The sequence below is a fragment of the Vibrio sp. V30_P3S12P165 genome, from assembly GCF_009904905.1.
GTDB lineage: Bacteria > Pseudomonadota > Gammaproteobacteria > Enterobacterales > Vibrionaceae > Vibrio > Vibrio fujianensis.
In genome coordinates this window covers 1-24,967 of sequence record NZ_WXWH01000015.1, presented here as the reverse complement: position 1 = coordinate 24,967, position 24,967 = coordinate 1, and the positions used below count along the sequence as shown (strand labels likewise).

Annotated in this window: 21 protein-coding genes, 1 pseudogene and 1 other annotated feature; of the genes and pseudogenes, 12 read left to right on the top strand and 10 right to left on the bottom strand. The window is 43.0% G+C overall.

Going from position 1 to position 24,967, the window contains the following annotated elements; genetic code table 11:
- The first annotated feature begins 10 nt into the window (after positions 1-10).
- The 3 genes from lspA to ispH all read left to right on the top strand — a co-directional run bounded on the left by lspA (position 11) and on the right by ispH (position 2,074).
- Positions 11-511: a signal peptidase II gene (gene lspA / locus CAG57_RS03200; RefSeq protein WP_099610663.1), complete on the top strand. Its 501-nt coding sequence runs from the start codon at positions 11-13 to the stop codon at positions 509-511.
- 138 nt (positions 512-649) lie between these two features.
- The gene (fkpB, locus tag CAG57_RS03195; protein WP_099610664.1) at positions 650-1,081 is read left to right on the top strand and encodes an FKBP-type peptidyl-prolyl cis-trans isomerase; all 432 of its coding nucleotides are present in this window, start codon (positions 650-652) and stop codon (positions 1,079-1,081) included.
- 42 nt (positions 1,082-1,123) lie between these two features.
- Positions 1,124-2,074: a 4-hydroxy-3-methylbut-2-enyl diphosphate reductase gene (gene ispH, locus CAG57_RS03190; RefSeq protein WP_202597817.1), complete on the top strand. Its 951-nt coding sequence runs from the start codon at positions 1,124-1,126 to the stop codon at positions 2,072-2,074.
- A 113-nt stretch (positions 2,075-2,187) separates the two neighbouring features.
- Here the strand turns inward: ispH and CAG57_RS03185 are convergent, their stop codons facing one another.
- Positions 2,188-3,675 carry a carbon starvation CstA family protein gene (locus CAG57_RS03185; RefSeq protein WP_099610666.1) on the bottom strand — a complete coding sequence of 496 codons (1,488 nt, stop codon included), beginning with the start codon at positions 3,673-3,675 and terminating at the stop codon, positions 2,188-2,190.
- A 380-nt stretch (positions 3,676-4,055) separates the two neighbouring features.
- On the opposite strand from CAG57_RS03185, the gene CAG57_RS03180 reads away from it, so the two are divergent.
- Positions 4,056-4,397, top strand: coding sequence for a DUF2799 domain-containing protein (locus CAG57_RS03180; RefSeq protein ID WP_161427302.1), 342 nt, complete (start codon positions 4,056-4,058; stop codon positions 4,395-4,397).
- A gap of 111 nt (positions 4,398-4,508) precedes the next feature.
- Here the strand turns inward: CAG57_RS03180 and CAG57_RS03175 are convergent.
- Positions 4,509-5,621, bottom strand: a pseudogene (locus CAG57_RS03175) (anhydro-N-acetylmuramic acid kinase).
- A 129-nt stretch (positions 5,622-5,750) separates the two neighbouring features.
- Here CAG57_RS03175 and nagZ point away from each other — a divergent pair.
- Complete coding sequence (gene nagZ, locus CAG57_RS03170; protein ID WP_099610669.1) at positions 5,751-6,740, top strand: beta-N-acetylhexosaminidase; 990 nt, start codon at positions 5,751-5,753, stop codon at positions 6,738-6,740.
- A gap of 24 nt (positions 6,741-6,764) precedes the next feature.
- Here the strand turns inward: nagZ and btsR are convergent, their stop codons facing one another.
- Both btsR and CAG57_RS03160 read right to left on the bottom strand, forming a co-directional pair.
- The gene (btsR, locus tag CAG57_RS03165) at positions 6,765-7,484 is read right to left on the bottom strand and encodes a two-component system response regulator BtsR (protein ID WP_099610690.1); all 720 of its coding nucleotides are present in this window, start codon (positions 7,482-7,484) and stop codon (positions 6,765-6,767) included.
- Between the two features lie 9 nt (positions 7,485-7,493).
- Positions 7,494-9,170, bottom strand: a complete 1,677-nt coding sequence (locus tag CAG57_RS03160) for a sensor histidine kinase (RefSeq protein ID WP_161427301.1) — start codon at positions 9,168-9,170, stop codon at positions 7,494-7,496.
- Positions 9,171-9,600: 430 nt separating this feature from the next.
- Between CAG57_RS03160 and CAG57_RS03155 the strand changes: the two genes are divergently transcribed.
- Both CAG57_RS03155 and tyrA read left to right on the top strand, forming a co-directional pair.
- Positions 9,601-10,674: a 3-deoxy-7-phosphoheptulonate synthase gene (locus CAG57_RS03155; RefSeq protein WP_161428272.1), complete on the top strand. Its 1,074-nt coding sequence runs from the start codon at positions 9,601-9,603 to the stop codon at positions 10,672-10,674.
- A 20-nt stretch (positions 10,675-10,694) separates the two neighbouring features.
- Complete coding sequence (tyrA, locus tag CAG57_RS03150) at positions 10,695-11,825, top strand: bifunctional chorismate mutase/prephenate dehydrogenase (protein ID WP_161428273.1); 1,131 nt, start codon at positions 10,695-10,697, stop codon at positions 11,823-11,825.
- A gap of 35 nt (positions 11,826-11,860) precedes the next feature.
- Here tyrA and CAG57_RS03145 read toward each other — a convergent pair whose 3' ends face one another.
- On the bottom strand, positions 11,861-12,241 hold the full coding sequence (locus CAG57_RS03145; protein WP_099610672.1) for a PilZ domain-containing protein: 381 nt from the start codon (positions 12,239-12,241) through the stop codon (positions 11,861-11,863).
- A gap of 148 nt (positions 12,242-12,389) precedes the next feature.
- Positions 12,390-14,057, bottom strand: a complete 1,668-nt coding sequence (gene ettA, locus CAG57_RS03140; RefSeq protein WP_161428274.1) for an energy-dependent translational throttle protein EttA — start codon at positions 14,055-14,057, stop codon at positions 12,390-12,392.
- A 327-nt stretch (positions 14,058-14,384) separates the two neighbouring features.
- On the opposite strand from ettA, the gene CAG57_RS03135 reads away from it, so the two are divergent.
- Positions 14,385-16,331 (top strand): transglycosylase SLT domain-containing protein, encoded by a 1,947-nt coding sequence (locus CAG57_RS03135; RefSeq protein ID WP_161428275.1) that lies wholly within the window; start codon positions 14,385-14,387, stop codon positions 16,329-16,331.
- A gap of 55 nt (positions 16,332-16,386) precedes the next feature.
- A complete protein-coding gene (gene trpR, locus CAG57_RS03130; RefSeq protein ID WP_099610674.1) occupies positions 16,387-16,683 on the top strand; it encodes a trp operon repressor in 297 nt (98 codons plus the stop codon).
- A gap of 103 nt (positions 16,684-16,786) precedes the next feature.
- On the opposite strand, the gene yjjX is transcribed toward trpR, so the two are convergent.
- The 4 genes from yjjX to CAG57_RS03110 form a co-directional block, all read right to left on the bottom strand.
- Positions 16,787-17,320: an inosine/xanthosine triphosphatase gene (gene yjjX / locus CAG57_RS03125; RefSeq protein WP_099610675.1), complete on the bottom strand. Its 534-nt coding sequence runs from the start codon at positions 17,318-17,320 to the stop codon at positions 16,787-16,789.
- 14 nt (positions 17,321-17,334) lie between these two features.
- A complete protein-coding gene (gene pheA, locus CAG57_RS03120) occupies positions 17,335-18,516 on the bottom strand; it encodes a prephenate dehydratase (protein WP_099610676.1) in 1,182 nt (393 codons plus the stop codon).
- A gap of 12 nt (positions 18,517-18,528) precedes the next feature.
- Positions 18,529-18,648, bottom strand: a sequence feature (Phe leader region).
- A 108-nt stretch (positions 18,649-18,756) separates the two neighbouring features.
- The gene (gene hpf / locus CAG57_RS03115) at positions 18,757-19,083 is read right to left on the bottom strand and encodes a ribosome hibernation-promoting factor, HPF/YfiA family (protein WP_099610677.1); all 327 of its coding nucleotides are present in this window, start codon (positions 19,081-19,083) and stop codon (positions 18,757-18,759) included.
- A 375-nt stretch (positions 19,084-19,458) separates the two neighbouring features.
- Positions 19,459-20,211 (bottom strand): outer membrane protein assembly factor BamD, encoded by a 753-nt coding sequence (locus CAG57_RS03110; RefSeq protein ID WP_099610678.1) that lies wholly within the window; start codon positions 20,209-20,211, stop codon positions 19,459-19,461.
- 153 nt (positions 20,212-20,364) lie between these two features.
- On the opposite strand from CAG57_RS03110, the gene rluD reads away from it, so the two are divergent.
- From rluD to clpB, 3 genes are all read left to right on the top strand, one after another.
- Positions 20,365-21,339 (top strand): 23S rRNA pseudouridine(1911/1915/1917) synthase RluD, encoded by a 975-nt coding sequence (gene rluD, locus CAG57_RS03105; protein WP_099610679.1) that lies wholly within the window; start codon positions 20,365-20,367, stop codon positions 21,337-21,339.
- A gap of 2 nt (positions 21,340-21,341) precedes the next feature.
- Positions 21,342-22,067 (top strand): peptidoglycan editing factor PgeF, encoded by a 726-nt coding sequence (gene pgeF / locus CAG57_RS03100; protein WP_161427444.1) that lies wholly within the window; start codon positions 21,342-21,344, stop codon positions 22,065-22,067.
- Positions 22,068-22,165: 98 nt separating this feature from the next.
- Positions 22,166-24,739 (top strand): ATP-dependent chaperone ClpB, encoded by a 2,574-nt coding sequence (gene clpB / locus CAG57_RS03095; RefSeq protein ID WP_161427443.1) that lies wholly within the window; start codon positions 22,166-22,168, stop codon positions 24,737-24,739.
- The last annotated feature ends 228 nt before the right edge of the window (positions 24,740-24,967 follow it).

Genomic DNA, 24,967 nt, shown 5'->3' with positions numbered 1-24,967 from the left:
AGGCGAGAGTATGACTCAAAAAGCATTTTCATTAAAACAATCAGGAGTGCGTTGGCTATGGCTAGCGCTGCTCATTTTCTTGGCAGACATTGGCATTAAACTGCTAGTCATGAAGGAAATGGGCTATGGGTGGGCTAACCGAATTGAAGTTCTCCCGTTCTTTAATTTGCTTTACGTTCACAACTACGGTGCCGCGTTTAGTTTTTTGAGTGATCAAGCCGGTTGGCAGCGTTGGTTCTTTAGCGGTATCGCGGTGATCGTGGTAGGATTATTAGCCTATTGGATGCGCCGTTTACCTGCCACAGAAAAATGGAACAATATTGCTTATGCGTTGATCATTGGTGGCGCAGTGGGCAATGTGTTTGACCGAGTGGTACACGGTTTTGTGGTCGATTATCTCGATTTCTATTGGGGAACTTACCATTGGCCTGCTTTTAATTTAGCCGATAGTACCATCTGCCTTGGTGCGGCCATGATTGTATTGGATAGCTTTCGTGGTAAAAAGCATTAAGTTTGCTGAATATTAATCGAATAACCTTAAGCGTCGTCCGTTGATTCGGTCGGCGCTTTTTGTTAGAAAGGCGTTGTATAATAAATAAAATAGACAAGCGATTCAGTCTTTGTCTCCTTTTTGTGAAGGAAGCCTAACGTGACAACCATTACCCATAACTCAGCAGTCACTCTGCATTTTTCCATTAAATTGAAAAACGGCTCTGTAGCCGATAGTACCCATAATATAGGTAAGCCAGCAAAACTTATCATCGGCGATGGTAGTTTAAGCGATAACTTTGAACACTGTTTGTTAGGAATGAAAGCGGGGGAGCAGAAAGCAATAGCCTTGTCTGCACCAGATGCTTTTGGTTTGCCCAATCCTGATCTTATCCACTATATGGACAGAGCAAAATTTGTCGGTGATAACGAGGTGGATGTTGGCACGATAATGGCTTTTAGTGGCCCAGATGGTGTGGAAATTCCTGGCATCATTACTGAGATAGCAGGCGACTCTGTCACGGTTGACTTTAACCATCCACTGGCTGGACAAGATGTGATATTTGATGTCGATATTATCTCGGTCGATTAGTGTTCTTCCCTTAATTAGATTTTTTAACTCATGAGCAATAACATGAAAATATTGTTAGCGAATCCTCGTGGCTTTTGTGCCGGAGTTGATCGCGCCATCAGCATCGTCGAACGAGCATTAGAGCTATACCAGCCGCCAATTTATGTACGCCATGAAGTGGTGCATAACCGTTTTGTTGTTGAAGGCTTAAAACAGCGGGGAGCGGTGTTTGTTGAGGAATTAAATGAAGTTCCTGATGATAACATTGTTATTTTTTCTGCCCATGGTGTTTCTCAACAGGTGCGTCAAGAAGCCAAAGAACGGGCATTAACGGTTTTTGATGCGACTTGTCCTTTAGTCACCAAAGTTCACATGGAAGTCTCTCGTGCCAGTCGTCGTCACATGGAAGTTGTATTGATTGGCCATGCAGGACATCCGGAAGTTGAAGGGACGATGGGGCAATATGCGAGTGACCAAGGGGGAATGTATCTGGTCGAAAAACCCGATGATGTTCTTGAACTGCTCACAAAAGTTAAAGATCCGACTCATCTACACTATGTTAGTCAGACGACGTTATCTGTCGATGAAACGGCGGAAGTGATTGATAAATTACGTGAAGTTTTTCCAGAGATTCAAGGGCCGCGTAAAGATGATATTTGCTATGCGACGCAGAATCGTCAGGATGCGGTTCGAATGCTTGCTCAACAAGTTGATATGATGATCGTTGTCGGCTCGAAAAACTCATCGAATTCAACCCGACTAAAAGAATTAGCAGAAAAACTCGGTACTCCAAGCTATCTGACTGACTGTCCAGAAGATATTCAACCACAGTGGTTTAATGGCATTAGCACGGTCGGCGTGACAGCGGGAGCTTCTGCACCGGAGGCATTAGTCGATCAAATTCTTGATCGTATTCAACAATTAGGGGCGACACAAATTGAAGAAGTACTTGGTCGTGAAGAAAATATGTTTTTTGAAGTACCTAAAGAACTGCAAATCAAACAGATCAGTTAATTTACAACGGCCATTGTACTGAAAAATCACGTGGGAGTGACAGGCCTGCCCTCGAAGTATTGTGGAAAACCCCTCCGGCTATACAGAGGGGTTTTGAGTACCCAAAAGGTCAATTAAGCGGTTTTAATCGTTTTTTTCTCAACTTCTTGTTGCTCAGCAAGATCAATTTCCCCTTTACCTTTCGAGATTCGTATGACATAGAACATAATCATCAGTGAGGATGTTATCCCTAAAATGGTTGACAACTGCATGGGTAAACCAAAACCAAGGGCATGATTGCTGAGGATGAAAGTGATACAAACCGTGGTCATAAATAGTGCTGGAACTGTGGTAATCCAGTGTAGTTTATTATGACGGAGTAGATACGCTGAGGCAGTCCAGAGCATCATGACGGCAGTTGCTTGGTTAGCAAAGCCGAAGTAGCGCCAAATAATACCGAAGTCGACTTGAGTTAATACGGCACCTAGTATGAAAAGAGGCAGTGCCATCATGAGTCGATTACGTAATGATTTTTGCTCCATATTAAAATACTCAGCTAAAATTAATCGGCTAGAGCGAAAGGCTGTATCGCCAGAAGTGATAGGCAGAATGACCACGCCAAGGAAGGCAAGAATACCGCCAAACACCCCCAACAAACCAAATGAAGCACCATAGACGACATTACCTGGCCCTCCATTGGCGACCGCATCAGAAAGTGAGTCTAATGAACCAAAAAACGATAGTGCGACGGTACACCAAATTAATGCAATAATACCTTCACCAATCATTGCACCATAAAACACAAAGCGTCCATTTTTCTCATTTTCCATACAGCGAGCCATTAATGGTGATTGCGTAGCGTGGAAGCCAGAAATCGCACCGCAAGCAATGGTAATGAACAGCGCTGGCCATAATGGCATATCATTGGGGTTAAGATTGGCAAACATATCACTGACTTCAAATCCCCCAAGTACTTGATGCTCACTAGAAAAAGCAATGGCAGTCATCAATCCAACGGACATAAAAATCAACAATGCCCCAAATAGCGGATAAAAACGACCAATGATTTTATCGACAGGCACAATGGTGGCAATAATGTAATAAGCAAAGATAATAACAACCATGCTGGTCATGCTAACGGTAAAGTCTGTTTGTGAATTAATTAGATTAGTAATCATTCCAGCAGGAGCTGAAACAAAGACCACGCCGACTAATAGCAACAAGACAATAGCAAAAATGTTCATAAAATGTTTCGCGCCATTGCCTAAGTAGCGACCGGTAATACTCGGTACAGAAGCACCGCCATTACGTACTGACAGCATGCCTGAGAAATAGTCATGCGTTGCTCCGGCAAAAATACAGCCGACGACAATCCACAACATAGCGGCAGGGCCATACAATGCCCCCATAATTGGCCCAAAGATTGGGCCAACGCCAGCGATATTCAGCAGTTGTACAAGGTAAACTTTAGGGGTCGACATGGCGACATAGTCAACGCCATCGGCTTTACTATGAGCGGGTGTTTGGCGTTGTTCATTAATACCAAAAATCTTCTCTACCACGGTGCCATAGAGAAAGTATCCACCAATTAAGGCTGCAACACAGGTTAGAAACCACAACATGATCAGTATCCTTTATATTTGTATGATGCGTAGGGGCTTATCGTTCAATTGAGCGTGATATCCTTGTAACTTAAAGGGCTAACGGTTTGACTACGTCAGTTTATTCCGTGCGTATCGTGTACCGATGCTTATCGGCTGACTTACTTTCCGCGAATCTGCCACTCCAAGTTATTTGGGTATATACTCAAAGCGCTAACGTTTTTTTAATGGATTAAAGTGTCTTTAACGGCGCTGATAATAAATGATTTATCGCAGAGGCTCATGCCTTACTCTGGCGAGTGGTCGTATAAAAAATTAAGAGGCATTTAAGTTTGCTGAGTGGTTTTTAATAAAACGTTAATATTGTTATTTTTGATATTCTATCAAGTAAAAGGTTAATAATGAGTAGAGTAATCGTGGTTGGCATCGTTTTAGGGTTAATGGGCTGTGTGGCTAGCGAAAATGATTTGGCCGAGCAGGGTAACTGGCATCAAATTGGTTACAATGATGGGGTTGCTGGTAATACGCCTCGTTCCTATCAAGCGTTGTCTGAGGTAGGGCCGGTTAAGCATAATGATTATGAAAAAGGTTATCTTGAAGGAATTACTGAGTATTGTAATCCTAACTTCGCTTATCAAATGGGAGTCAATGGGCAATATTATGAAGGGGTGTGTGAAGGCACGGAACAAGCTCAAAAATTTAGAATGGAATGGCAACGTGGTTGGAATGAGTATAATCGTTGATGCCGATCAGCATTATTGTTTCACCTTCACCGGCATTGATGAGGTTTGATGAAGATAGAACGAGAGTATGGTGATAGCAGTATCATGCTGCCACTTTATTAGCTGACCACCTCATTTTGCTGGGTAAATGACCCCTAAAGACGCGAGCTGTTTCGCCCCAGTCACTTCAGGTAAGTTGCTGGGTAAACCATGAACTCTTCGCTGCGCTAACCAAGCAAAAGCCATTGCTTCCATATAGTCGCCATTGACGCCTTTACTGTCAGTCGAAGCCACATGCCATGTTGGGAGGTGAGTTTGCAAACAATCCATCAAGAGGCCATTTTGAGCGCCTCCGCCACACACCAATAGTTGTGGTGTCGAGCCTTGAGCATAACGGCTAACCTCATCGGTAATGGTCTGTACGGTCAATTCACATAATGTCCGCTGTACATCGGGGGCACTCAATGAATGATTGGCCAGATGAACCTCCAACCACGGTAAGCTAAAATATTCTCGACCAGTACTTTTTGGTGCTGGGCGAAGGAAGTAAGGATCTTGCTTTAATGCGTGCAGTAAAGAGAGATTAATATGTCCTTGGCGTGCCCAAGCACCATTTTTATCATAAGGTTGGTGTCTATGTCGCTGGCACCAAGCATCCATCAGTGTATTTCCAGGTCCGGTATCGTAACCTAAGACGTTTTTATCGGGGAATAAAACGGAGATATTGGCAATCCCTCCAATATTGAGCACTACAATGGTTGACTCTGTGACATTAAATACCGTGCGATGAAAAGCAGGCACTAACGGAGCCCCTTGACCGCCTAAGGCCATATCTTTACGACGAAAATCAGCAATAGTGGTGATTCCGGTTCGAGCGGCCACAATATTGGCATCTCCTAATTGCAGGGTAAAAGGAGACTCTCCATCGGGCTAGTGAAACACGGTCTGGCCATGATTTCCGATCGCGGTGATCTGTTCTGCGCGATAACCGCTTTTTAGCAATAATTGCTCGACAGCATCGGCATAGAGGTGGCCGAGGTGATAATCTAACTGTCCAATTTCTGGTAGATGGGTCGCTTGACCGAGGCAAATATTAAGTAACCGCTGTTTGATCTTCTCTGGCATAGCGAGACAATCGTGTGCCAGTAATTCGATATGATGTTCGCTTAACGCCACCAAGGCAGTATCAATGCCATCCAGACTAGTTCCAGACATAATGCCAATATAGAGTTCACGTTCAGTCATGCTTTTATCCCATGCATCTTGGGTGGGTTAGGTGATGAAACGTTATTGTAATGGAAAAACAAACTGAATAACTTCATCGGCTGTGATAATTTTTACTTTCACCTCTTTACTATTTAATAAGGGACAAATATGGGACCGTTATGGCTTGATGTCGAAGGCTGTGAATTAACCGCTGAAGATCGTGAAATTTTGGCACACCCAACCGTTGGTGGTGTGATTTTATTTGCTAGAAACTATCACGATAATTCGCAGTTGTTGGCGTTGAATAAAGCGATTCGTCAAGCGGCAAAACGTCCGATTTTGATTGGCGTAGATCAGGAAGGGGGAAGGGTTCAGCGTTTTCGTGATGGTTTTAGCCTAATTCCGGCTGCGCAATATTATGCTCAATGTCAAAATGGAGAAGCCTTAGCAGAACTCGGTGGATGGCTAATGGCTGCTGAGCTGATTGCCCATGATATTGATCTTAGTTTTGCCCCTGTGTTGGATAAGGGATTTGACTGCCGAGCTATTGGTAGTCGCGCATTCGGTCAAGATATTCAAACGGTACTTACCTATAGCCGTGCTTATATGCATGGGATGAAATCGGTGGGTATGGCCACAACCGGTAAGCATTTTCCTGGACATGGTGCGGTGCTGGCCGACTCTCATCTAGAAACGCCTTATGATCAACGTGATTCGATTGATGACGATATGGCTATTTTTAAAGCGCAAATTGATGAGGGAATATTGGATGCTATCATGCCAGCCCATGTGATTTATCCTTATTATGATTCGCAGCCTGCTAGTGGTTCCGCCTATTGGTTAAAGCAGAAATTACGTCAGGAATTAGGCTTTAAAGGGATTGTTTTTTCTGACGATTTAAGTATGGAAGGCGCTGCGATGATGGGGGGGGCCGCACAAAGAGCGCAGCAGGCGTTAGCCGCTGGATGCGATATGATTTTAATGTGCAATAAACGTGAGTCTGCTGTGACAGTGTTAGATAACCTACCTATCACAGAGGTAGCACAAGCGCATACTCTTCTTAAAAAACAATCATTTAGCTACAGAGAGTTACAATCACTAACCAAATGGCAACAAGCCAGAGTCACCATGCAGCGTCTTGTTGAGCAATATGTTTAAATTAAGGCGTGTTAGCGCCTTTATTCAGGAGTAAAAGCCCAGTTTTTCTTTTAACTCTTTTAAATAACGTCGGCTCACGGGCACTGAGTGTTCACTTGAAGTGATAATTTCAGCTAATCCATTTTCCAATAATTTGATCTCCTTGAGCGCTTTTAGGTTGATCAGATATTGACGATGACAGCGAAGTAATGGCGTTTTTTCTTCCAAGATCTTGAGTGTTAACTGACTGGTTGCTCGTTGCTGAGCAGTTTGAACATGTACTCCGCAGAGATCACTAAAGGCAAATTCTACCGCCTGAGTTGGAATGATCATGATTCGATTAAGGCCAATGCAAGGGATATGATCAAGCTGGTGAGGTGCTAATAACGTGTAATCTTGTGTTTTAGTCAGATTACGCTGTAAGCGTTGGATGGTTTTATTCAAGCGAGCGGGATCGACGGGCTTTAGTAAGTAATCAAAAGCATTCTCTTCAAAAGCTTGTAATGCGTATTGATCATAAGCAGTGACAAATACCACTTTGGGCATAGTGTCAGGATCGAGCATACCGAGCAGCTCAATACCCGTAATCTGTGGCATTTGTATATCAAGGAACACGACATCGGGTTTGAGTTGATGAATTTTTTTTAGTCCTTCAATCGCATTGTTAGCTTCACCAATGACTTTTATCTTGCCACTTTCGTCTAATAATTCTACGAGTTCTTCACGAGCAAAGCGTTCGTCATCAATGACTAATGCAGAGAGCATACTCATATTTTAGTAACTTCCTTTGTGTGGGATGAGAAAGCTCATCCGAGTATATTGGTTGGGTTCAACAGCCACGTTAAGTGATGACGCATTACCAAATTTATAGGTTAAGCGTTTAGCCACAATTTGCATTCCAAGGCCATCATGATCTTGTTTTGGCGTTTGATAGCTTCCGGCATTATCTTCCACAACAATGCGATCGCCCCCTTCTTCTGGTTGGCTATAGATGCGTATTTTTCCTCCTTCAAATAGGTTTGAGGTCCCGTGTTTGATTGCATTTTCAACCAAAGGTTGCAGAGTAAAGCTGGGAACGTTGCGTTCGAGCAGTTTTGCATGGATGTCAATTTCCACGTCAAGGCGATCACTAAAACGTGCTTTTTCAATGGTTAGATAAGCATTCACATGGGCTAGTTCTTCTTTTAAAGTAACCGTTCCAATATTCTGCTTTAAGTTACTGCGGAAAAATTGTGAGAGATGTTGAATAAGTTCTCGCGCTTTGGTTGGATCCCGACGGATCACGGCGTTTATCGTATTTAATGCATTAAATAGAAAATGCGGGTTTACTTGGGCTTGAAGTAGCTTGATCTCTGCGCGCGATAAGAGGATCTGCTTTTCTTGATATTCGCCATAAAGAATTTGACTAGAAAGAAGTTGGGCAATCCCTTGTGCCATTGACATATTAATGGTTGAAAACAGTTTACGCTTAGGTTCGTATAATTTAATCGTACCAATGACTCGATCGCCAGCTCGGAGTGGAATTATGAGCGCTGATCCCAGTTTACAAGTGGCGGACAACGAACATTGATAAGGGTGCTCTTTACCATCAAGGTAAATAATATCATTCCGCATGATGGCATCGAGCGTACTTTGCGAGGAGATTGGGGTGTTCGGTTTATGGTGATCATCACCAATGCCGACGAAAGCGAGAATTTTTTCTCTATCGGTAATCGCGACGGCACCAACATTGGTTTGTTCGTAGACAATTCTGGCTATTTTCTCAGCATTATTGGGGTTAAAACCTGCGGCAAGAATCCCAACCGACCGTTCTGCAATATTCAGTGCTCTGCGCGAGAAGGTAGCAGAATATTCTTCAAAAATGGTTTTTTTATCTTGTAGGATACTCATAAACAGAGCAGCACCTAAAGAGTTAGCGATGATCATCGGAATCGCAATCGCCGAGACTAGTGCGTAGGCTTCAGCGAATGGCTTGGCTATTAATAAAATTAATAGCATTTGCACCAGTTCGGCAATCAACGTAATCGTAAAGACTGCACGGGTATTGAACAGTTGTTGGCGCTTTCCCCTTTTAATCATGTATAAATGAAATAACCCACCAATTAAACCTTCAGCGGTTGTTGAAACGGCACAAGCAAGATCAGTAAAACCACCGAGGGTGTAGCGATGCATTCCGCCAGTAAACCCGACAGCAAAGCCAACCACTGGCCCACCAAATACACCTCCCATAACCGCGCCAATCGCTCGTGTATTGGCAATCGCATCATTGATTTGTAAACCTAAATAGGTGCCTAAAATACAAAATAAGGAAAATAATACATAGACGCTCAATTTATGTGATAAATGGCTGGATATATTGAGGATAGGGAGAAATAACGGGGTTTTACTCAGCATATAAGCCAATACAAAGTAAACACACATTTGTTGTAGTAGAGAAAGGACCAATTCCATAAACAGCCTAATTTATCTATCACAGAGAAAATGCCTTATTCTAAGTAAGTTTTGCTGAATAAAACATGTTTGTTTATACCCTTTCTATTTGAATCTGCAGCGATGTTAACCACAGCCGTTCACTCCAATCACATAGTTAGCCGATACTCATGGCGATGATGAGAGCCATCCGTGGCGCTCACCAAAGTCCAGCCGACGGCTGTTCAAATTTGTTCCAGACAAATTTGTCACTCATTTGCCGCCGACCTGCAACGCCAAGTTGTTTGGGTATAGGGGATAACAACGACAAATACCAACTGTATAATAATATTTACACTTAATGTTTTTTTAAATTTACACTTGCATTAGAAATAAAGCCTGTTAATTTAATACCTATTCAAATTTAACCATCAAAGATAGAATGGTGTAAACAATATATTACAGGTGTGGTATGAAAAAAAGTGACTTGAGTGATATTAATATTATTGATGAACAGGTTTTAATAACACCTGACGCATTAAAAGAAAAATTACCACTGAGTGATAAGGCTCGTCAGTTTATTCGTCAATCTCGGCAAACGATTGCGGATATCATTCATAAACGCGATCATCGTTTACTGATTGTGTGCGGCCCTTGCTCTATCCATGATATTGAAGCTGCCAAAGAATATGCGACAAAGCTGAAAGCATTATCTGAGCAGTTGAGTGACCAACTGTATATTGTGATGCGTGTCTATTTTGAAAAACCACGTACGACGGTGGGGTGGAAAGGGCTGATTAATGACCCACATTTGAATGGTACCTTTGATATTGAACACGGTTTACATGTAGGGCGTAAGCTATTAGTTGAACTGGCTGAAATGGAGATTCCTTTAGCGACAGAAGCGTTAGATCCGATCAGCCCTCAATACCTAGCAGATACTTTCAGTTGGGCTGCGATTGGGGCTCGAACCACCGAATCACAAACTCACCGTGAAATGGCGAGCGGGCTTTCAATGCCTATTGGTTTTAAAAATGGTACCGATGGTAGTTTATCGACGGCCATTAATGCTATGCAGGCGGCTTCTTCCAGTCATCGTTTTATGGGGATAAATCGAGAAGGTCAAGTGGCATTATTAACCACTCGAGGCAATACCAATGGACATGTTATTCTCCGTGGGGGTAAGCAGACGAACTATGATTCTGTTTCTGTTGCTGAATGTGAGCAAGAACTGAAGCAAGTCGGTTTAGACGCGGCTTTGATGGTTGATTGTAGCCATGCTAATTCGCGCAAAGATTACCGTCGTCAGCCTCTGGTTGCCGAAGATGTTATTCATCAAATCCGCCAAGGTAATGGTTCCATTATTGGTTTGATGATAGAAAGCCATCTTAATGAAGGGAATCAGTCAGCGGATCTTTCGCCAGAAAAGATGGCTTATGGTGTTTCTATTACTGATGCCTGTATTGATTGGCAAGCCACCGAGGCATTATTACGTCATGCACATCAAGAGTTGGTTCCATTTTTAGAAAACCGCCTCAAAGATTAAATAAGCAAAAGGATTGACTGATGGTTGAAGAATTAAACGTATTACGTGAGCAAATCGATGAGGTTGATAAACAGATGGTTGAGCTATTGGCTCGCCGTTTAGCGTTAGTCGAAAAGGTCGGGGAAGTAAAAAGCCGCCATGGCTTACCGATTTATGTGCCTGAACGTGAAGCGTCGATGTTAGCTTCTCGGCGTGAAGAGGCACAACGTAAAGGCATTCCTCCTCAGTTAATTGAAGATATTTTGCGTCGCACGATGCGTGAATCATATGCTAGTGAAAAAGATTCCGGTTTTAAGTGTCTTAACCCTCAATTACGTTCGGTGGTGATTGTCGGCGGTAACGGACAACTGGGCCGCTTATTTTCCCGAATGTTCCGTCTGTCTGGTTATCAAGTGAAAGTTTTGGGCAGCCAAGATTGGGCGCAGGCAGATGAACTCTTGCATAATGCAGGGTTGGTCGTGGTGACGGTGCCTATCCATTTGACCGTTGACGTGATTGATAAACTGACTCAGTTACCGAGTGATTGTATCTTATGTGATCTAACTTCGATTAAACAAAAGCCGCTTGCAGCGATGTTAAAAGCGCATCAAGGCCCTGTTGTGGGTTTACACCCGATGTTTGGGCCTGATGTACCAAGCCTTGCTAAGCAAGTCATTGTGTATTGTGATGGTCGTGGAGCATCACAGTATCAATGGTTATTGGATCAGTTTACCATCTGGGGAGCGAGTTTATGTCAAATAGATGCCGATGAGCACGATCATGGCATGACACTGATTCAAGCACTACGCCATTTCACTTCTTTTGTGTATGGTTTTCATCTTTCAAAGGTCAACCCGAATCTTGAACAATTATTAACATTGAGCTCCCCGATTTATCGATTAGAGTTAGCGATGGTTGGACGTTTATTTGCTCAAGATCCCAATCTATATGGCGATATTATTCTCTCGTCGCAAGAGAATGTAGAGATGATTCAGCGTTTTCAGCACAGTTTTTCGCAAGCGGTAAGCTTAATTGAACAGCAAGATAAACAAGGTTTTATTAAACAATTTGAGCAAGTTAGTCAGTGGTTTGGCAAATACTCTCAACAGTTTATGGTTGAGAGCCAAAATTTACTCAAACAAGCGAACGATGCGATACAGCGAAGTTCGTGAGCCCACCACCTAGCCGTGAGTTTAATGTTGATTAGTCATGATGATGTGGCGTCATCTTCGATATCAATCAAATGTTCAATATCGCGTGAGAGAAGTTCGCTATCACCGAGGTTGAGTTCAACAATACGTTTTAAATGTGCGATGCTTTCAATATCAATATGGCTAATTTTAAGGTGGAGAATACGCTCATTTGTTCTGACTAACATGGCGGTCATATTGAGCGTGATTTCACTATCAGGTAAGGTAAATTCGACATCTAATGGCTGAGATGGATCCAAGCTTGGTGCATCAATTGCCCACAACAGGAGCCCATGCAAAGAGAGATCTTGAATACAGGTTGTGAGTTGAATTTGGCCTTGACGCAGTGTCGCGGGGGCTTGATAGAGAATACGAACAAATCGGCGTCGCTCTGTCATAATATTCACCGTGTTAGAGGATCGTAGCCTAAGCATAGCAGATTTGCTGCTGAGGCAATCAAACACCATTGGCAAAACCAAACGAGAACATGGCAAAATCAAGCGAGAACCCAAAATAACTCAGGCCGCAATAGCGGCCTGAAGTTGATCACTTAGTGATGCGTTTATATTTAATTCGATGCGGTTCTGCGGCTTGTGCTCCCAGTGTTTGCTTGAGCCAATCCATGTATTCGGTGTAGTTTCCTTCATAGAAGTTCACTTTGCCTTCATCACGATAATCAAGGATATGGGTTGCGATACGATCGAGGAACCAACGGTCATGGGAAATGACCATGGCGCAACCGGGGAACTCAAGTAGGGCTTCTTCTAGAGCTCGTAATGTTTCCACATCAAGGTCGTTCGTGGGTTCATCGAGCAGTAGGACGTTGCCACCTGCTTTCAGAAGCTTGGCCAAGTGAACTCGATTGCGCTCACCACCAGAGAGTTCGCCAATCACTTTTTGTTGATCGACGCCTTTAAAATTAAAGCGGGAACAATAAGCACGAGCAGGGATTTCAAAGTTATTGATACGGATAATATCCGCACCTTCAGAAATTTCTTGGAAGACGGTATTTTTATCGTTCATGCTATCGCGGAACTGATCAACCGAGGCCAGTTTTACAGTATCCCCCAGTTCAATGCTGCCAGAATCTGGCTGCTCGACACCGCTAAGCATTTTAAATAGCGTCGATTTGCCCGCACCATTCGCGCCGATAATACCAACAATGGCTCCTTTAGGAATACTAAAGGAAAGATTATCGATCAAGACACGATCGCCAAAGGATTTGGTCAAGTTTTTCACGTCAATGACCTTATCTCCCAAACGCTCACCGGGTGGGATAAACAGTTCATTGGTTTCATTACGTTTTTGATGGTCGGTACTTTGTAGCTCTTCGAAGCGAGCCATACGAGCTTTAGATTTAGCTTGACGGCCTTTAGGGTTTTGGCGAACCCATTCCAATTCTTTTTCAATGGTTTTTTGGCGTGCTTTCTCTTGTGAAGCTTCTTGTTGTAGGCGAGCGTCTTTTTGTTCCAACCAAGAGGTATAGTTTCCTTGCCATGGAATACCTTCACCACGGTCTAACTCTAAAATCCAACCCGCAGCGTTATCTAAGAAGTAACGGTCGTGAGTAATGGCAACCACAGTACCACTATAATCGACTAAGAAACGTTCCAACCAAGCGACAGATTCAGCATCCAAGTGGTTGGTCGGCTCATCAAGTAATAGCATATCTGGTTTTTCAAGCAACAGACGGCAAATGGCAACACGACGGCGTTCACCACCTGATAATGTCGCTACTTTGGCATCCCACTCCGGTAAACGCAGCGCATCAGCGGCACGTTCAAGTACATTATCTAAATTGTGGCCATCTTTGGCTTGAATTAAAGCTTCTAAATCGCCTTGTTCTTTAGCTAGCGCATCAAAGTCTGCATCGGGTTCTGCATAAGCAGCGTATACCTCATCTAGACGTTTAAGCGCATAAGCGACGTCAGCAACGGCTTCTTCGACCACTTCGCGGACGGTTTTATTTTCATCCAATACTGGCTCTTGAGGCAGGTATCCGACGTTTAATCCCGGTTGTGGACGCGCTTCGCCATCGAAATCTTTATCAATGCCAGCCATGATGCGCAGTAGGGTCGATTTACCTGAACCATTTAAACCGAGTACCCCAATTTTTGCACCGGGAAAAAAGCTCAAAGAAATATCTTTGAGAATTTGACGTTTAGGGGGAACAATTTTGCTCACCCGAGACATGGTATAGACGTATTCAGCCATTGCCGATCATTCCTAATCTTTCAAACAGAACAAAGCGACTATTCTATACTAAAGCGTTTGCTTTTGTTACTAGCCGATATTTTGGTTTGGGGATCTTAAGGCGAAGAGGGATGAAAAAATGGGGGGCATATTTTCATCATCTTTCTTTACTACTTTAAGAGATACCAGTGCCGGTGGCCTTGTTTTGTTATCACACTTGTTTTGTTATCACACTTGTCTTGCTATCACAATTGACAACAACTTTACTGCTAGTAACTTTACATTTTATGCAAGAGTCTGCGTAATTAAGGGTGAATGGGATTATTTGCATTAAGGGAATGGAGTACCATGAAGGGCGTTTTTTTTGTTCAACCATCTTATATTTTTTTAGCGATATTGATCGCATGGGGCCTATTTAGCCGTAATGTATTATCCGAAACAATGGATCTGCAAGCTCAGAGAGAGCTATATGATCAAGCGCATCTATGGTTAGATCGTAAAGAGGTGCGCCGTTTTAAAAAAGTGCGCTCTCGCTTGGCTGATTATCCTCTTACCCCGTATCTAGATTATCGAAGTTTCTTAATTGACTTGGGTGAAAAACCACCGATTGTCGTACGCCATTTTATAGATAGTTATAAAGATTTTCCTTTTGCTTACCGCATTAGTGCGCCTTACATTGATGCATTAGCTCGGCAAGATAAATGGCCCGAAATGCTACAGTTCTCTCCTAATGAACCCAAGGGCGAGAGATATCGTTGTCATTACTACACCGCTAAATTGAAAACCGGACGTTATGCACAAGCCTTTAGCGGAGCTGAAACATTATGGAAAAGCGGTGCTAGCGTTTCTGCGGCTTGTGACGAGCTGTTTATAGTGTGGGAGCAGCAAGGTGGTTTAACCGATAGCATGATTGTTGAACGTATGTTGATGGCTTTTGACGGACGTAATCGTTCTTTGATGAGTCATTTGGCGGGGAAATTAACCGGTAAGTCAAAAGAAGCTTACGCACAAGCTTTACTTAAGTTATATGATCATCCTGAAAAGGTCATTGAATTTATCCAGCACAATCAAAATGGTTTCAAGTTAACTCAATCGGTTGAATTGGCATTAGAAAAGCTGGCTCGCCGTGATGTTATTCAAGCGCTTGAGTATTGGCACGCAGTCAATAAGATTTTGAACTGGCCGGATTCACAACAAGCCAGAGTTGCTCAATATATTGCGTTGCGCATGATGGAGGTTGAGAGTGATGAATTTCGCCAGTGGCGAGACTCGGTTATCGAGCAAAGCTCTCATGTTCATCTGATTGAAACACGTATTCGTTTAGCACTGCGTGAACAAGATTGGCTTGGCATCACCCACTGGATAACTCGTTTACCCGAGAGTGAACAAGGAACATTACGTTGGCAATATTGGTTGGCTCGAAGTGAATTAGCGCAAGGGAAAGAGTCGCAGGGCATCGCGCGAATGCACGCATTACTTGGACAACGTAATTTTTATAGTGTTGCTGCCGCTCAATGGGTGAAGCAGTCCATCCAGTATCCGAGTTCGTCACTTGCTTTAGAGCATTCATGGCTCAAACCTTATCAAAAATCGTTAATGCGTATTGATGAGTTAATTCAACGCGACAAGATTGCAGCCGCGAAGAGTGAGTGGAATTTATTATTACAGCATGCCCAGCAAAAAGAGAAAGAAATGTTAGCGGTTTATGCTGCAACTCATGGTTGGCATCATTTAACCGTTAAAGCCTCTATCTCTGCCAGTTTATGGGATAACACTCAACTGCGCTTTCCATTGGCTCACCAATGGTGGTTTAATTTTTATGGAAAAAAACACGGCATCAGTCCGGTAACGTTAATGTCACTAGCTCGACAAGAAAGTGCGATGGATGTTGAAGCGCGTTCTCCTGTGGGGGCCAGAGGAATTATGCAAATTATGCCGTCGACGGCGCGCTATACAGCGAAGAAATATCAGCTTAATTATGAAGACGCAGACGAGCTGTATCAGGTTGGGAAAAATATTGAGATTGGGAGCCATTATTTAAATGGGTTACTTGAGCGCTATGATAACAATCGTATTTTATCTTTTGCAGCCTATAATGCTGGACCAAGTCGTGTGGATCGTTGGCAAGCTCAAACTCAAGGTAAATTAGATGCCTATGCCTTCATTGAAGCGATTCCTTTCCGTGAAACTCGTGGTTATGTACAAAATATTTTGATGTTTGAAACCTACTATCGCAATTTAATGGCCCTTGATGGTGAATTTTTAACGCAGCAAGAGTTAGCAACAAGCTATTGATTCCGGCTGAGTGTACTCTACAATAGATAGCGTGTATCACCCAACGAGTACAAGAATGTCATCACAACCTGAGTACCGTGACTGGCGAGAGTTATTAGCGTTAGTTAAACAAGCAACCACAGATGAGCAGCATGAAATGCTGTTAACCATGTTAATGACTCCGGATGAACGAGAGGCTTTAGTGGCACGAGTCAATATCTTGTGCGAGCTGCTCAAAGGCGAGCTTTCTCAGCGTCAGATTAGCCAACTGTTAGGTGTTGGTGTGGCAACCATTACCCGAGGCTCAAATGAGCTTAAATCTCGCACAGAGCAAGAGCGAGATTCTCTAGCTCAATTATTGTTACCTTCATAACCTGACGGTTTAACAACCGTTTTTCTCGCCTTTTCTTTTGCTGTGCGAAAGGGCGTCAGCTCAATTTTCTTCTTGTGTCTCGGATCTATTTAAGGTTACTGATCTATTTAAGGTTACTAATGGGGAAGAGTTCCGGATTGAGAAAAGGAATTAAGGCGAGTATTAACGCTTGATGATAAACCGAACTACGGGTGAGTTGGTGACCTGTGAGTAAACCAATCGCCCCTCCTTTTTGTTTAATATTCTGCGTAGCAAAAACTTTATCCATCACGTGTCCTAGCTCATTATCGGGCGTGAGCTGCTCTGTGACGATAGGAGGTAGCGGTAAGCTGGCAGAACGAGATTCACCATAACGCTGATTCGATTTAATAATCATCCAGGCGAATGTCATGCCATGATCTACTCCAGCCTCAAGACCAACATAATAATCGGCGTTAGGAGCTATTTTTTCAGCATGGTGTACTCTATTGAGTGCTCCTTGCTTCGTTTCGCCATCGCTCATTGGTTGATCTGCCACACCACTCGCAACAGAAACACCTTGAAAATGAAACTCTTGGTCGGGAAAGACATCATGAAATGCACTTTTTACGGCATTGATTTTTGCTGGATTGAGTGATGCAACGATAATATTTTTCATGCTTGTCTCTGTGTTTATTGATTGGCTAATTTTATTTGGGTCGGTTTGATATTCTCACTTGGGTAACAACCTAACACTTTTAAATGTTTTGTTAACTTGATTAACTCACTAAGGGCTTGTTGCATCTCTTGTGAGTCAAGATGTGCTTGTAAGTCAACATAAAACATCTCTTCCCAAGGGTTACCCATAATCGGACGTGATTCTAACTTGGTCATATTGATACCATAACGTTGTAAAACCAACAGGGTAGAAACTAAAGCTCCAGCTTCTTGTGAGGTTGACATAATTAAGGTCGTTTTGGCAGGGATCTGAGTTGAAACCTCAATCGGTTTTCGCGCGACAATAATAAAACGGGTGTAATTTTCCGTTTGATTGGCAATGTTACCTTGGATGGGGTGTAACCCGTAGAGCTTACCGCTAGCGGCATTGCCAATAGCCGCAACATCTTGACGTTGTAAGTTTTGTACCTTTTTCATGGCATCAGCAGTACTGATACAGCTTTCTAATTTCACACCCTCTAAGCGACTTAAAAATTCACTGCATTGTTGATGTGGCTGGGGATGGGAGTAGAGCACTTTGATGGCTTCTAATTGGATATCATGCGTTGCGACTAAGCAATGCTCTATCGGCTGGGTGATTTCTCCTACAATATACAATGTAGTGTGTTGTAATAGGTCGTAGACTTCATTGATAGAACCAGAGCTGGTATTTTCAATCGGCAGTACGCCATAGTCAGCGTGGCCCGATTCAACCGTTTTAGTCACCTCTCTAAATTGTTCGCAGTTGAGTTCAATTAATTCGGTATTTTTACGGCTGAAGTATTCACGAGTCGCTAAATGCGAATAAGAGCCTTTAGAGCCTAAAAAAGCGACTCGAGCGAGTGGTTTGCGATTTTCAGGATTCGCTAAGTTTTGCAAGTAAGCTTGTTGCAGTAAAACGGAGTCTTCGATAATAGTGTGGAATAATTTTGTGATGTATTGTGCATCTAATTGGTAATTTTCTTTTCCTGATTGGATAAGTTTGACCAGCAGTTGTTGCTCTCTTTGGGTATCTCGCACGGGTTTCGAGGTTTTTATTTTACTTTTGGCGACGTCAATACTGAGTTGGCGGCGTTCAGAGAGTAGTTGTAGCAGTTGCTCATCAATGGTATTTAAACGTAACCGAATCTCTTCGAGTGAAAGGGCGTTGTCTGTCATCATAAAATCCTTATAAAAAAAGCCTCCATGGGGAGGCTTTCTGTTCGTTTTTGACTTATTTCCGTAAACGAGCGTGCCTCCAAACGTTATTGGAGAAAAAAGAAGTCAAAAAGGAACAGTGGGTTATGTGTCATTTTTATCGTTATTGCTGATGGATTCAAGCCACACAATAAGCAAGCTAGGTAGGAGCGTCAAGCAAAAAAATAGCGCCCAAAGGCGCTATCTCAATAACCGTGCAAATTATTCGGTTTCCTCTTCCATTTCGGGCTTATCTGCTCGTCGTGCTTCAGGTTTATGACGCAGCTTATTCAATTGGCGTTCAAGTTTTTGCTCGACTTCGTTAATCGCAGCATAAAGATCATCGTGAATAGCCGAAGCAACCAGCTGGCCTTTAGGAATCGTTACCGTGGCCTCAAATTTTTTCTGTTTGTTTGGTCGTTCGCTAAAGCTTGCTTGGCACCCAGTAATTTCTACTTGCCATTTCTCTAACTTTTTGAATTTACTCTCAATGTGATTACGGATTGCAGAGGTGATTTCAATGTTTTTACCTGTAATATTCATTTGCATAGTGATTTTTCCTCTGTTACATCCCTTATGGGTTACCTACAGATTAGCGTTTCAATAACAAAATAATGTGATGAATCTCTCTTTTTTATTGGGTGTAAAATGCTTTGAAAATAAACGTGATCTTTAGCAAGGAGTTGGTGTGTGAGGTCGAGAAAAAGCTTGAGGTTTCGATGGAAACGATTAGATTGGTTATTAAGTCTTACTAAAAACTTTCTATTTTTTAGGGTATTGCGTCAGCCTAAAAAAGTTATTACTCTGTTTTTGTTCATCTTATAATGGTGAACTTTATCACGTTAGTATGTGTCGTCTTTTCGTCAATCGCTCTTCTTGTTGCAAAAAAAGCCAGCCACTTTTTGCGGCTGGCTTTTTGGGTAACTAATTTCTGAGCAATGGCATTGGCTCATTAGGATTAAGCTGGATGAGTTGTTCGGTTCGTGCAACCGCCTCATCTAATCCTAATTGTTGGTAAGCTTTTAATTGAATGGTCAGCGATTTTCGAGCGGCTTGTGTGCCTGGATAAGTTTTTTGTAACTCTTGAGCTCGGTTTATCGCTGCGATCCAAGCTTCACGGCGTAAGTAAAAGTCTGCAGTGGCTAAGTCGTAATCCGCTAACCGATTTTTTAATGCATACATCCGTTGCTGAGCATCCTTAGCATATGGGCTGTTAGGGTAACGTTCTAATAAACGTTTAAAATCAGCAAAGGCAGCTTTAGCCGGCTCAGGATCGCGATCGCTTCGATCAATATTAAATAATTCATGCATGAAATTACGATCTTGGGCCATGTGAGTCAGCCCTCGTATATAAAGTACCCAATCCATTTTTTCATGGGTGGGATTGAGGCGAGTGAAGCGCTCAATCGTTGCTAGCCCAAGGGCAAGATCATCGTTTTTATAATAGGCATAGATTAAATCTAGCTGTACTTGTTCTGAATAAGCACCAAAAGGATAGCGAGAATCCAGTGCTTCGAGCTTATCTATCGCTGTTAACCAGTTTCCACTTTGCAGTGACAGTTGAGCCTCACTATACAGCTCTGCTGGGGGAACATCTGGGACAACTTCTTCTTTACTTGCACAGCCAGTTATGAGTAAAGATAACGCGAGTAAACCCGATAAAGTTTGGTATTTCATCTCTGGATTCGATTCCTTGCAATAAAGCTTCTAAACTTGGAGCAGCGTGCTCCATAAATCGTTTCGTTACTTTCTTTTCAGTAACAGATACAATAAGTACCTATTTTTCCACACTCGTGGCTATTAGTCTCACGGTTTTTAAAAAAGTTCGATATGGCTCAGCAGATTGAATTAACTCAAACAGTAAAAGAAAGCCAGCTTGGTCAGCGCTTAGATCAAGCAGTCGCGGAATTATTTAGCGATTATTCTCGCTCACGGCTGAAAGAATGGCTATTGGACGGGAAAATTACCGTCGATGGTCTTGTTGTCACTAAACCCCGAACGAAAATGATGGGGGGAGAAATTATCACGGTTTTGGCCGAACTAGAAGATGAACAGCGTTGGGAAGCGCAAAATATTCCACTCAATATTGTTTATGAAGATGATGATATTATTGTCATCAATAAGCCTAGAAATTTCGTTGTACATCCTGGGGCTGGAACGCCAGATGGAACCGTATTAAATGCTTTACTTTTTCATTATCCACCCATTGCAGAAGTACCTCGTGCCGGAATTGTGCATCGTTTAGATAAAGATACGACCGGATTAATGGTGGTGGCGAAAACTGTTCCAGCACAAACTCGATTGGTTCGTGAACTACAAAAACGCAATATTACTCGTGAATATGAAGCAATAGCGATCGGTACCATGACCGCTGGTGGAATGATTGACAAACCGATTGGTCGCCACGCCACGAAACGAACGTTAATGGCGGTTACGCCAATGGGTAAGCCAGCCGTTACGCATTATCGTGTTGCTGAGCATTTTCGTGAACACACGCGAATCCGGCTTCGTTTAGAAACAGGGCGCACGCACCAAATTCGTGTTCATATGGCCTATCTCCAGCATCCTTTATTAGGTGATACCGCTTATGGTGGACGTGCACGGATCCCTAAAGGAGCGTCTGAAGAGTTAACCGAGATGATCCGCGATTTTGATCGACAAGCGTTGCATGCGGTGATGCTGAAGTTTGCTCATCCCATTACTGAAGAAGCGTTGGAATTTCATGCACCTGTTCCTGATGATATGGTTAGGATGGCTGATGCTTTGCGTGAAGATGCAAAACTGAATTATTCGCAAGAGTATTAATCATGGATAAGATTATTCCTAACTGGCCAGCACCAAGCAATATTAAAGCCTTTGCTTCTACGCGAATCGGTGGATTTTCACCGTCACCGTATCAGGGGTTAAATCTTGGTATGCACGTTGGGGACGATCCTGCTTTAGTTTTACGTAACCGTGAATGGTTGCAGACGATAAGCCAAATGCCTTCAGCACCTATATGGTTAAATCAAACTCACTCAACTAAAATTGTGCAGGTTGAGCGACCAACGAAAGTCATACTCGATGCTGACGGGCTTGTTACGACTTCTCGGCGTGTTGTCTGTTCGGTAATCACAGCGGATTGTTTACCTGTGCTGATCACCAATAGTCAAGGAACGCAAGTTGCTGCGGTTCATGCTGGTTGGCGTGGGCTGGCGGGAGGTATTGTTGAAAACGCTTTGCACACTATTTCAGGCAACCCTCTGGTTTGGCTAGGTCCGGCCATCGGTGCTCAAGCTTTTGAAGTCGGTAATGATGTCAGAGTGGCGTTTTGCGAAAGAGACGCCGATGCAGCGCAAGCATTTTTACCGACGTCACAACAAGGGAAATGGTTGGCGGATATGGTTCAGTTAGTACGTTTACGACTAGCAAAATTAGGCATTGAGCAAATTTATGCTTGCAACCTGTGCACCTATCAAAATCCCCAGCAATTTTATTCTTATCGCCGTGATGGAATGACCGGTCGTCAAGCTAGCTTTATTTGGATGGAGTAGCCTTATAAAGTTAATGGTATTGGCTTGAAATTTCACCTCTGCGTAACCATCTTTCTATACGTGATTAGTTTATCTCCGATGAGATTAAGAAGGTGGTTATGCGTCTCGATAGATTTACCAGCAAATTCCAAATAGCGATTTCTGATGCTCAGTCGCTTGCACTAGGGCGAGATCATCAGTATATCGAACCTGTACATTTGATGGTGGCATTACTTGATCAAAATGGTAGTCCGATCCGTCCTCTACTTACCATGCTTAGTGTCGATGTTGCTCAATTACGTTCTAAATTGGGTGAACTTCTCGACCGCCTACCTAAGGTGAGTGGCATCGGCGGTGATGTTCAGCTTTCTAATTCGCTAGGTTCGTTATTTAACCTCTGTGATAAAGTGGCGCAAAAACGTCAAGATGCTTATATCTCCTCAGAAATATTCTTACTGGCCGCTTTAGAAGATCGTGGCCCTCTTGGACAGTTATTAAAAGAGATCGGTTTAACGGAAAAAAAAGTTTCTGAGGCAATTGAAACGATTCGTGGCGGACAGAAAGTGAATGATCCAAATGCGGAAGAGCTACGACAAGCGTTGGAGAAATTTACCATTGATCTTACTGAGCGAGCAGAGCAAGGTAAATTAGACCCTGTCATTGGTCGGGACGATGAAATTCGTCGTACGATTCAAGTGTTACAGCGCCGTACTAAAAATAACCCAGTTATCATTGGGGAGCCTGGTGTGGGTAAAACCGCGATCGTGGAAGGGCTTGCTCAACGCATCATTAATAATGAAGTGCCAGAAGGGCTTCGCGGGCGTCGCGTATTGTCTTTGGATATGGGCGCATTGGTTGCGGGAGCCAAATATCGTGGTGAGTTTGAAGAGCGGCTAAAGTCGGTGTTAAATGAACTTGCCAAAGAAGAAGGTAATGTCATCCTCTTTATTGATGAATTACATACCATGGTTGGTGCCGGTAAAGGTGAAGGTTCAATGGATGCGGGCAATATGCTGAAACCCGCATTAGCTCGTGGTGAATTGCACTGTGTTGGCGCAACGACGCTGGATGAATATCGTCAATATATTGAGAAAGATCCAGCACTAGAGCGTCGCTTCCAAAAGGTCTTGGTCGATGAGCCAACAGTGGAAGATACCGTTGCTATTTTACGTGGCCTAAAAGAACGCTATGAATTGCACCATCACGTTGAAATTACCGATCCGGCGATCGTAGCTGCGGCAACCTTATCACACCGCTATGTTTCTGATCGTCAACTGCCAGATAAAGCGATCGATCTGATTGATGAGGCGGCATCAAGTATCCGTATGCAAATGGACTCCAAGCCAGAAGCATTGGATAAGTTGGAACGTAAAATCATCCAACTTAAGATCGAGCAACAAGCATTAATTAATGAGCATGATGATGCGAGTGAAAAACGGCTAAGTATCCTTAATGATGAACTTAAGGAAAAAGAGCGTGAATATGCGGAATTAGAAGAGATTTGGAATACTGAAAAAGCTGCGCTTTCTGGTACACAACATATCAAATCAGAACTTGAGCAAGCTCGCTTAGATTTAGAAGTTGCCAGACGTGCGGGAGATTTAAGTCGTATGTCAGAGCTGCAGTATGGCCGAATTCCTGAATTAGAGAAGCAGCTTGACTTGGCTACTCAAGCAGAAATGCAAGAGATGACCTTATTGCGTAACAAGGTAACTGATGAAGAAATAGCCGAAGTTCTGTCTAAGCAAACGGGAATTCCAGTTTCTAAAATGCTTGAAGCAGAAAAAGAAAAATTACTGCGTATGGAGGAGGTTCTCCACCAAAGAGTGATTGGGCAAGCCGAAGCGGTGGAAGTGGTCGCAAATGCTATTCGTCGAAGTCGTGCTGGGCTTTCTGATCCTAACCGCCCAATAGGCTCGTTTTTATTCCTAGGCCCAACCGGGGTTGGTAAAACCGAGCTGTGTAAAACGCTAGCTAATTTTCTATTTGATAGTGAAGACGCCATGGTGCGAATTGATATGTCTGAGTTTATGGAGAAACACTCGGTAGCTCGGTTAGTTGGCGCACCTCCAGGTTATGTTGGCTATGAAGAAGGTGGCTATTTAACTGAAGCTGTACGACGTAAACCTTATTCTGTTCTTTTACTTGATGAGGTTGAGAAGGCACATCCTGATGTTTTCAATATCTTATTACAAGTATTAGACGATGGACGTTTAACCGATGGACAGGGAAGAACGGTCGATTTTCGTAATACTGTGGTGATTATGACTTCTAACCTTGGTTCATCAAGAATTCAAGAGCATTTTGCTTCTTTGGATTATCAAGCGATGAAAGAGCAAGTCATGGATGTGGTGAGTAAACACTTCAGGCCTGAATTTTTAAACCGTATCGATGAAAGTGTTGTGTTCCATCCGTTAGGTAAAGAACATATTAAATCGATAGCCCTTATTCAGCTTGAGCGTTTACGTCAACGTTTAGCAGATAAAGATTATGAGTTGAACGTTAATGATGAGGCGTTAAATTTAATTGCTCAGGTTGGGTTTGATCCGGTTTATGGTGCAAGGCCACTTAAACGAGCAATTCAACAAACGGTTGAAAACCCGCTAGCGAAGTCAATCTTAGCGGGGCAGTTTGTACCGGGAACGCCGATTTATTTAGAAGTCAAAGAGGGACACATTACCGCTCATCAGTAATTCGGTTAAAAAAGAGGCTTAGTTGGAGCTAATTAAGTCTCTTTCTATCTCCGGTTTTTATCATCTTTCTTATGGAATTTGGCAGGTTAGCTGTTTTTTTGAGCGTTTAAGCTTAAATTTATAAGAATTGTCGTTTTAGCACTTGCCAAGCTAACCAAACCCCCTATAATGCCGCCTCACTGACACGGCAGACGCCGCAAGGCTTCAGGCAGTGTTAGTCGAGGGAAA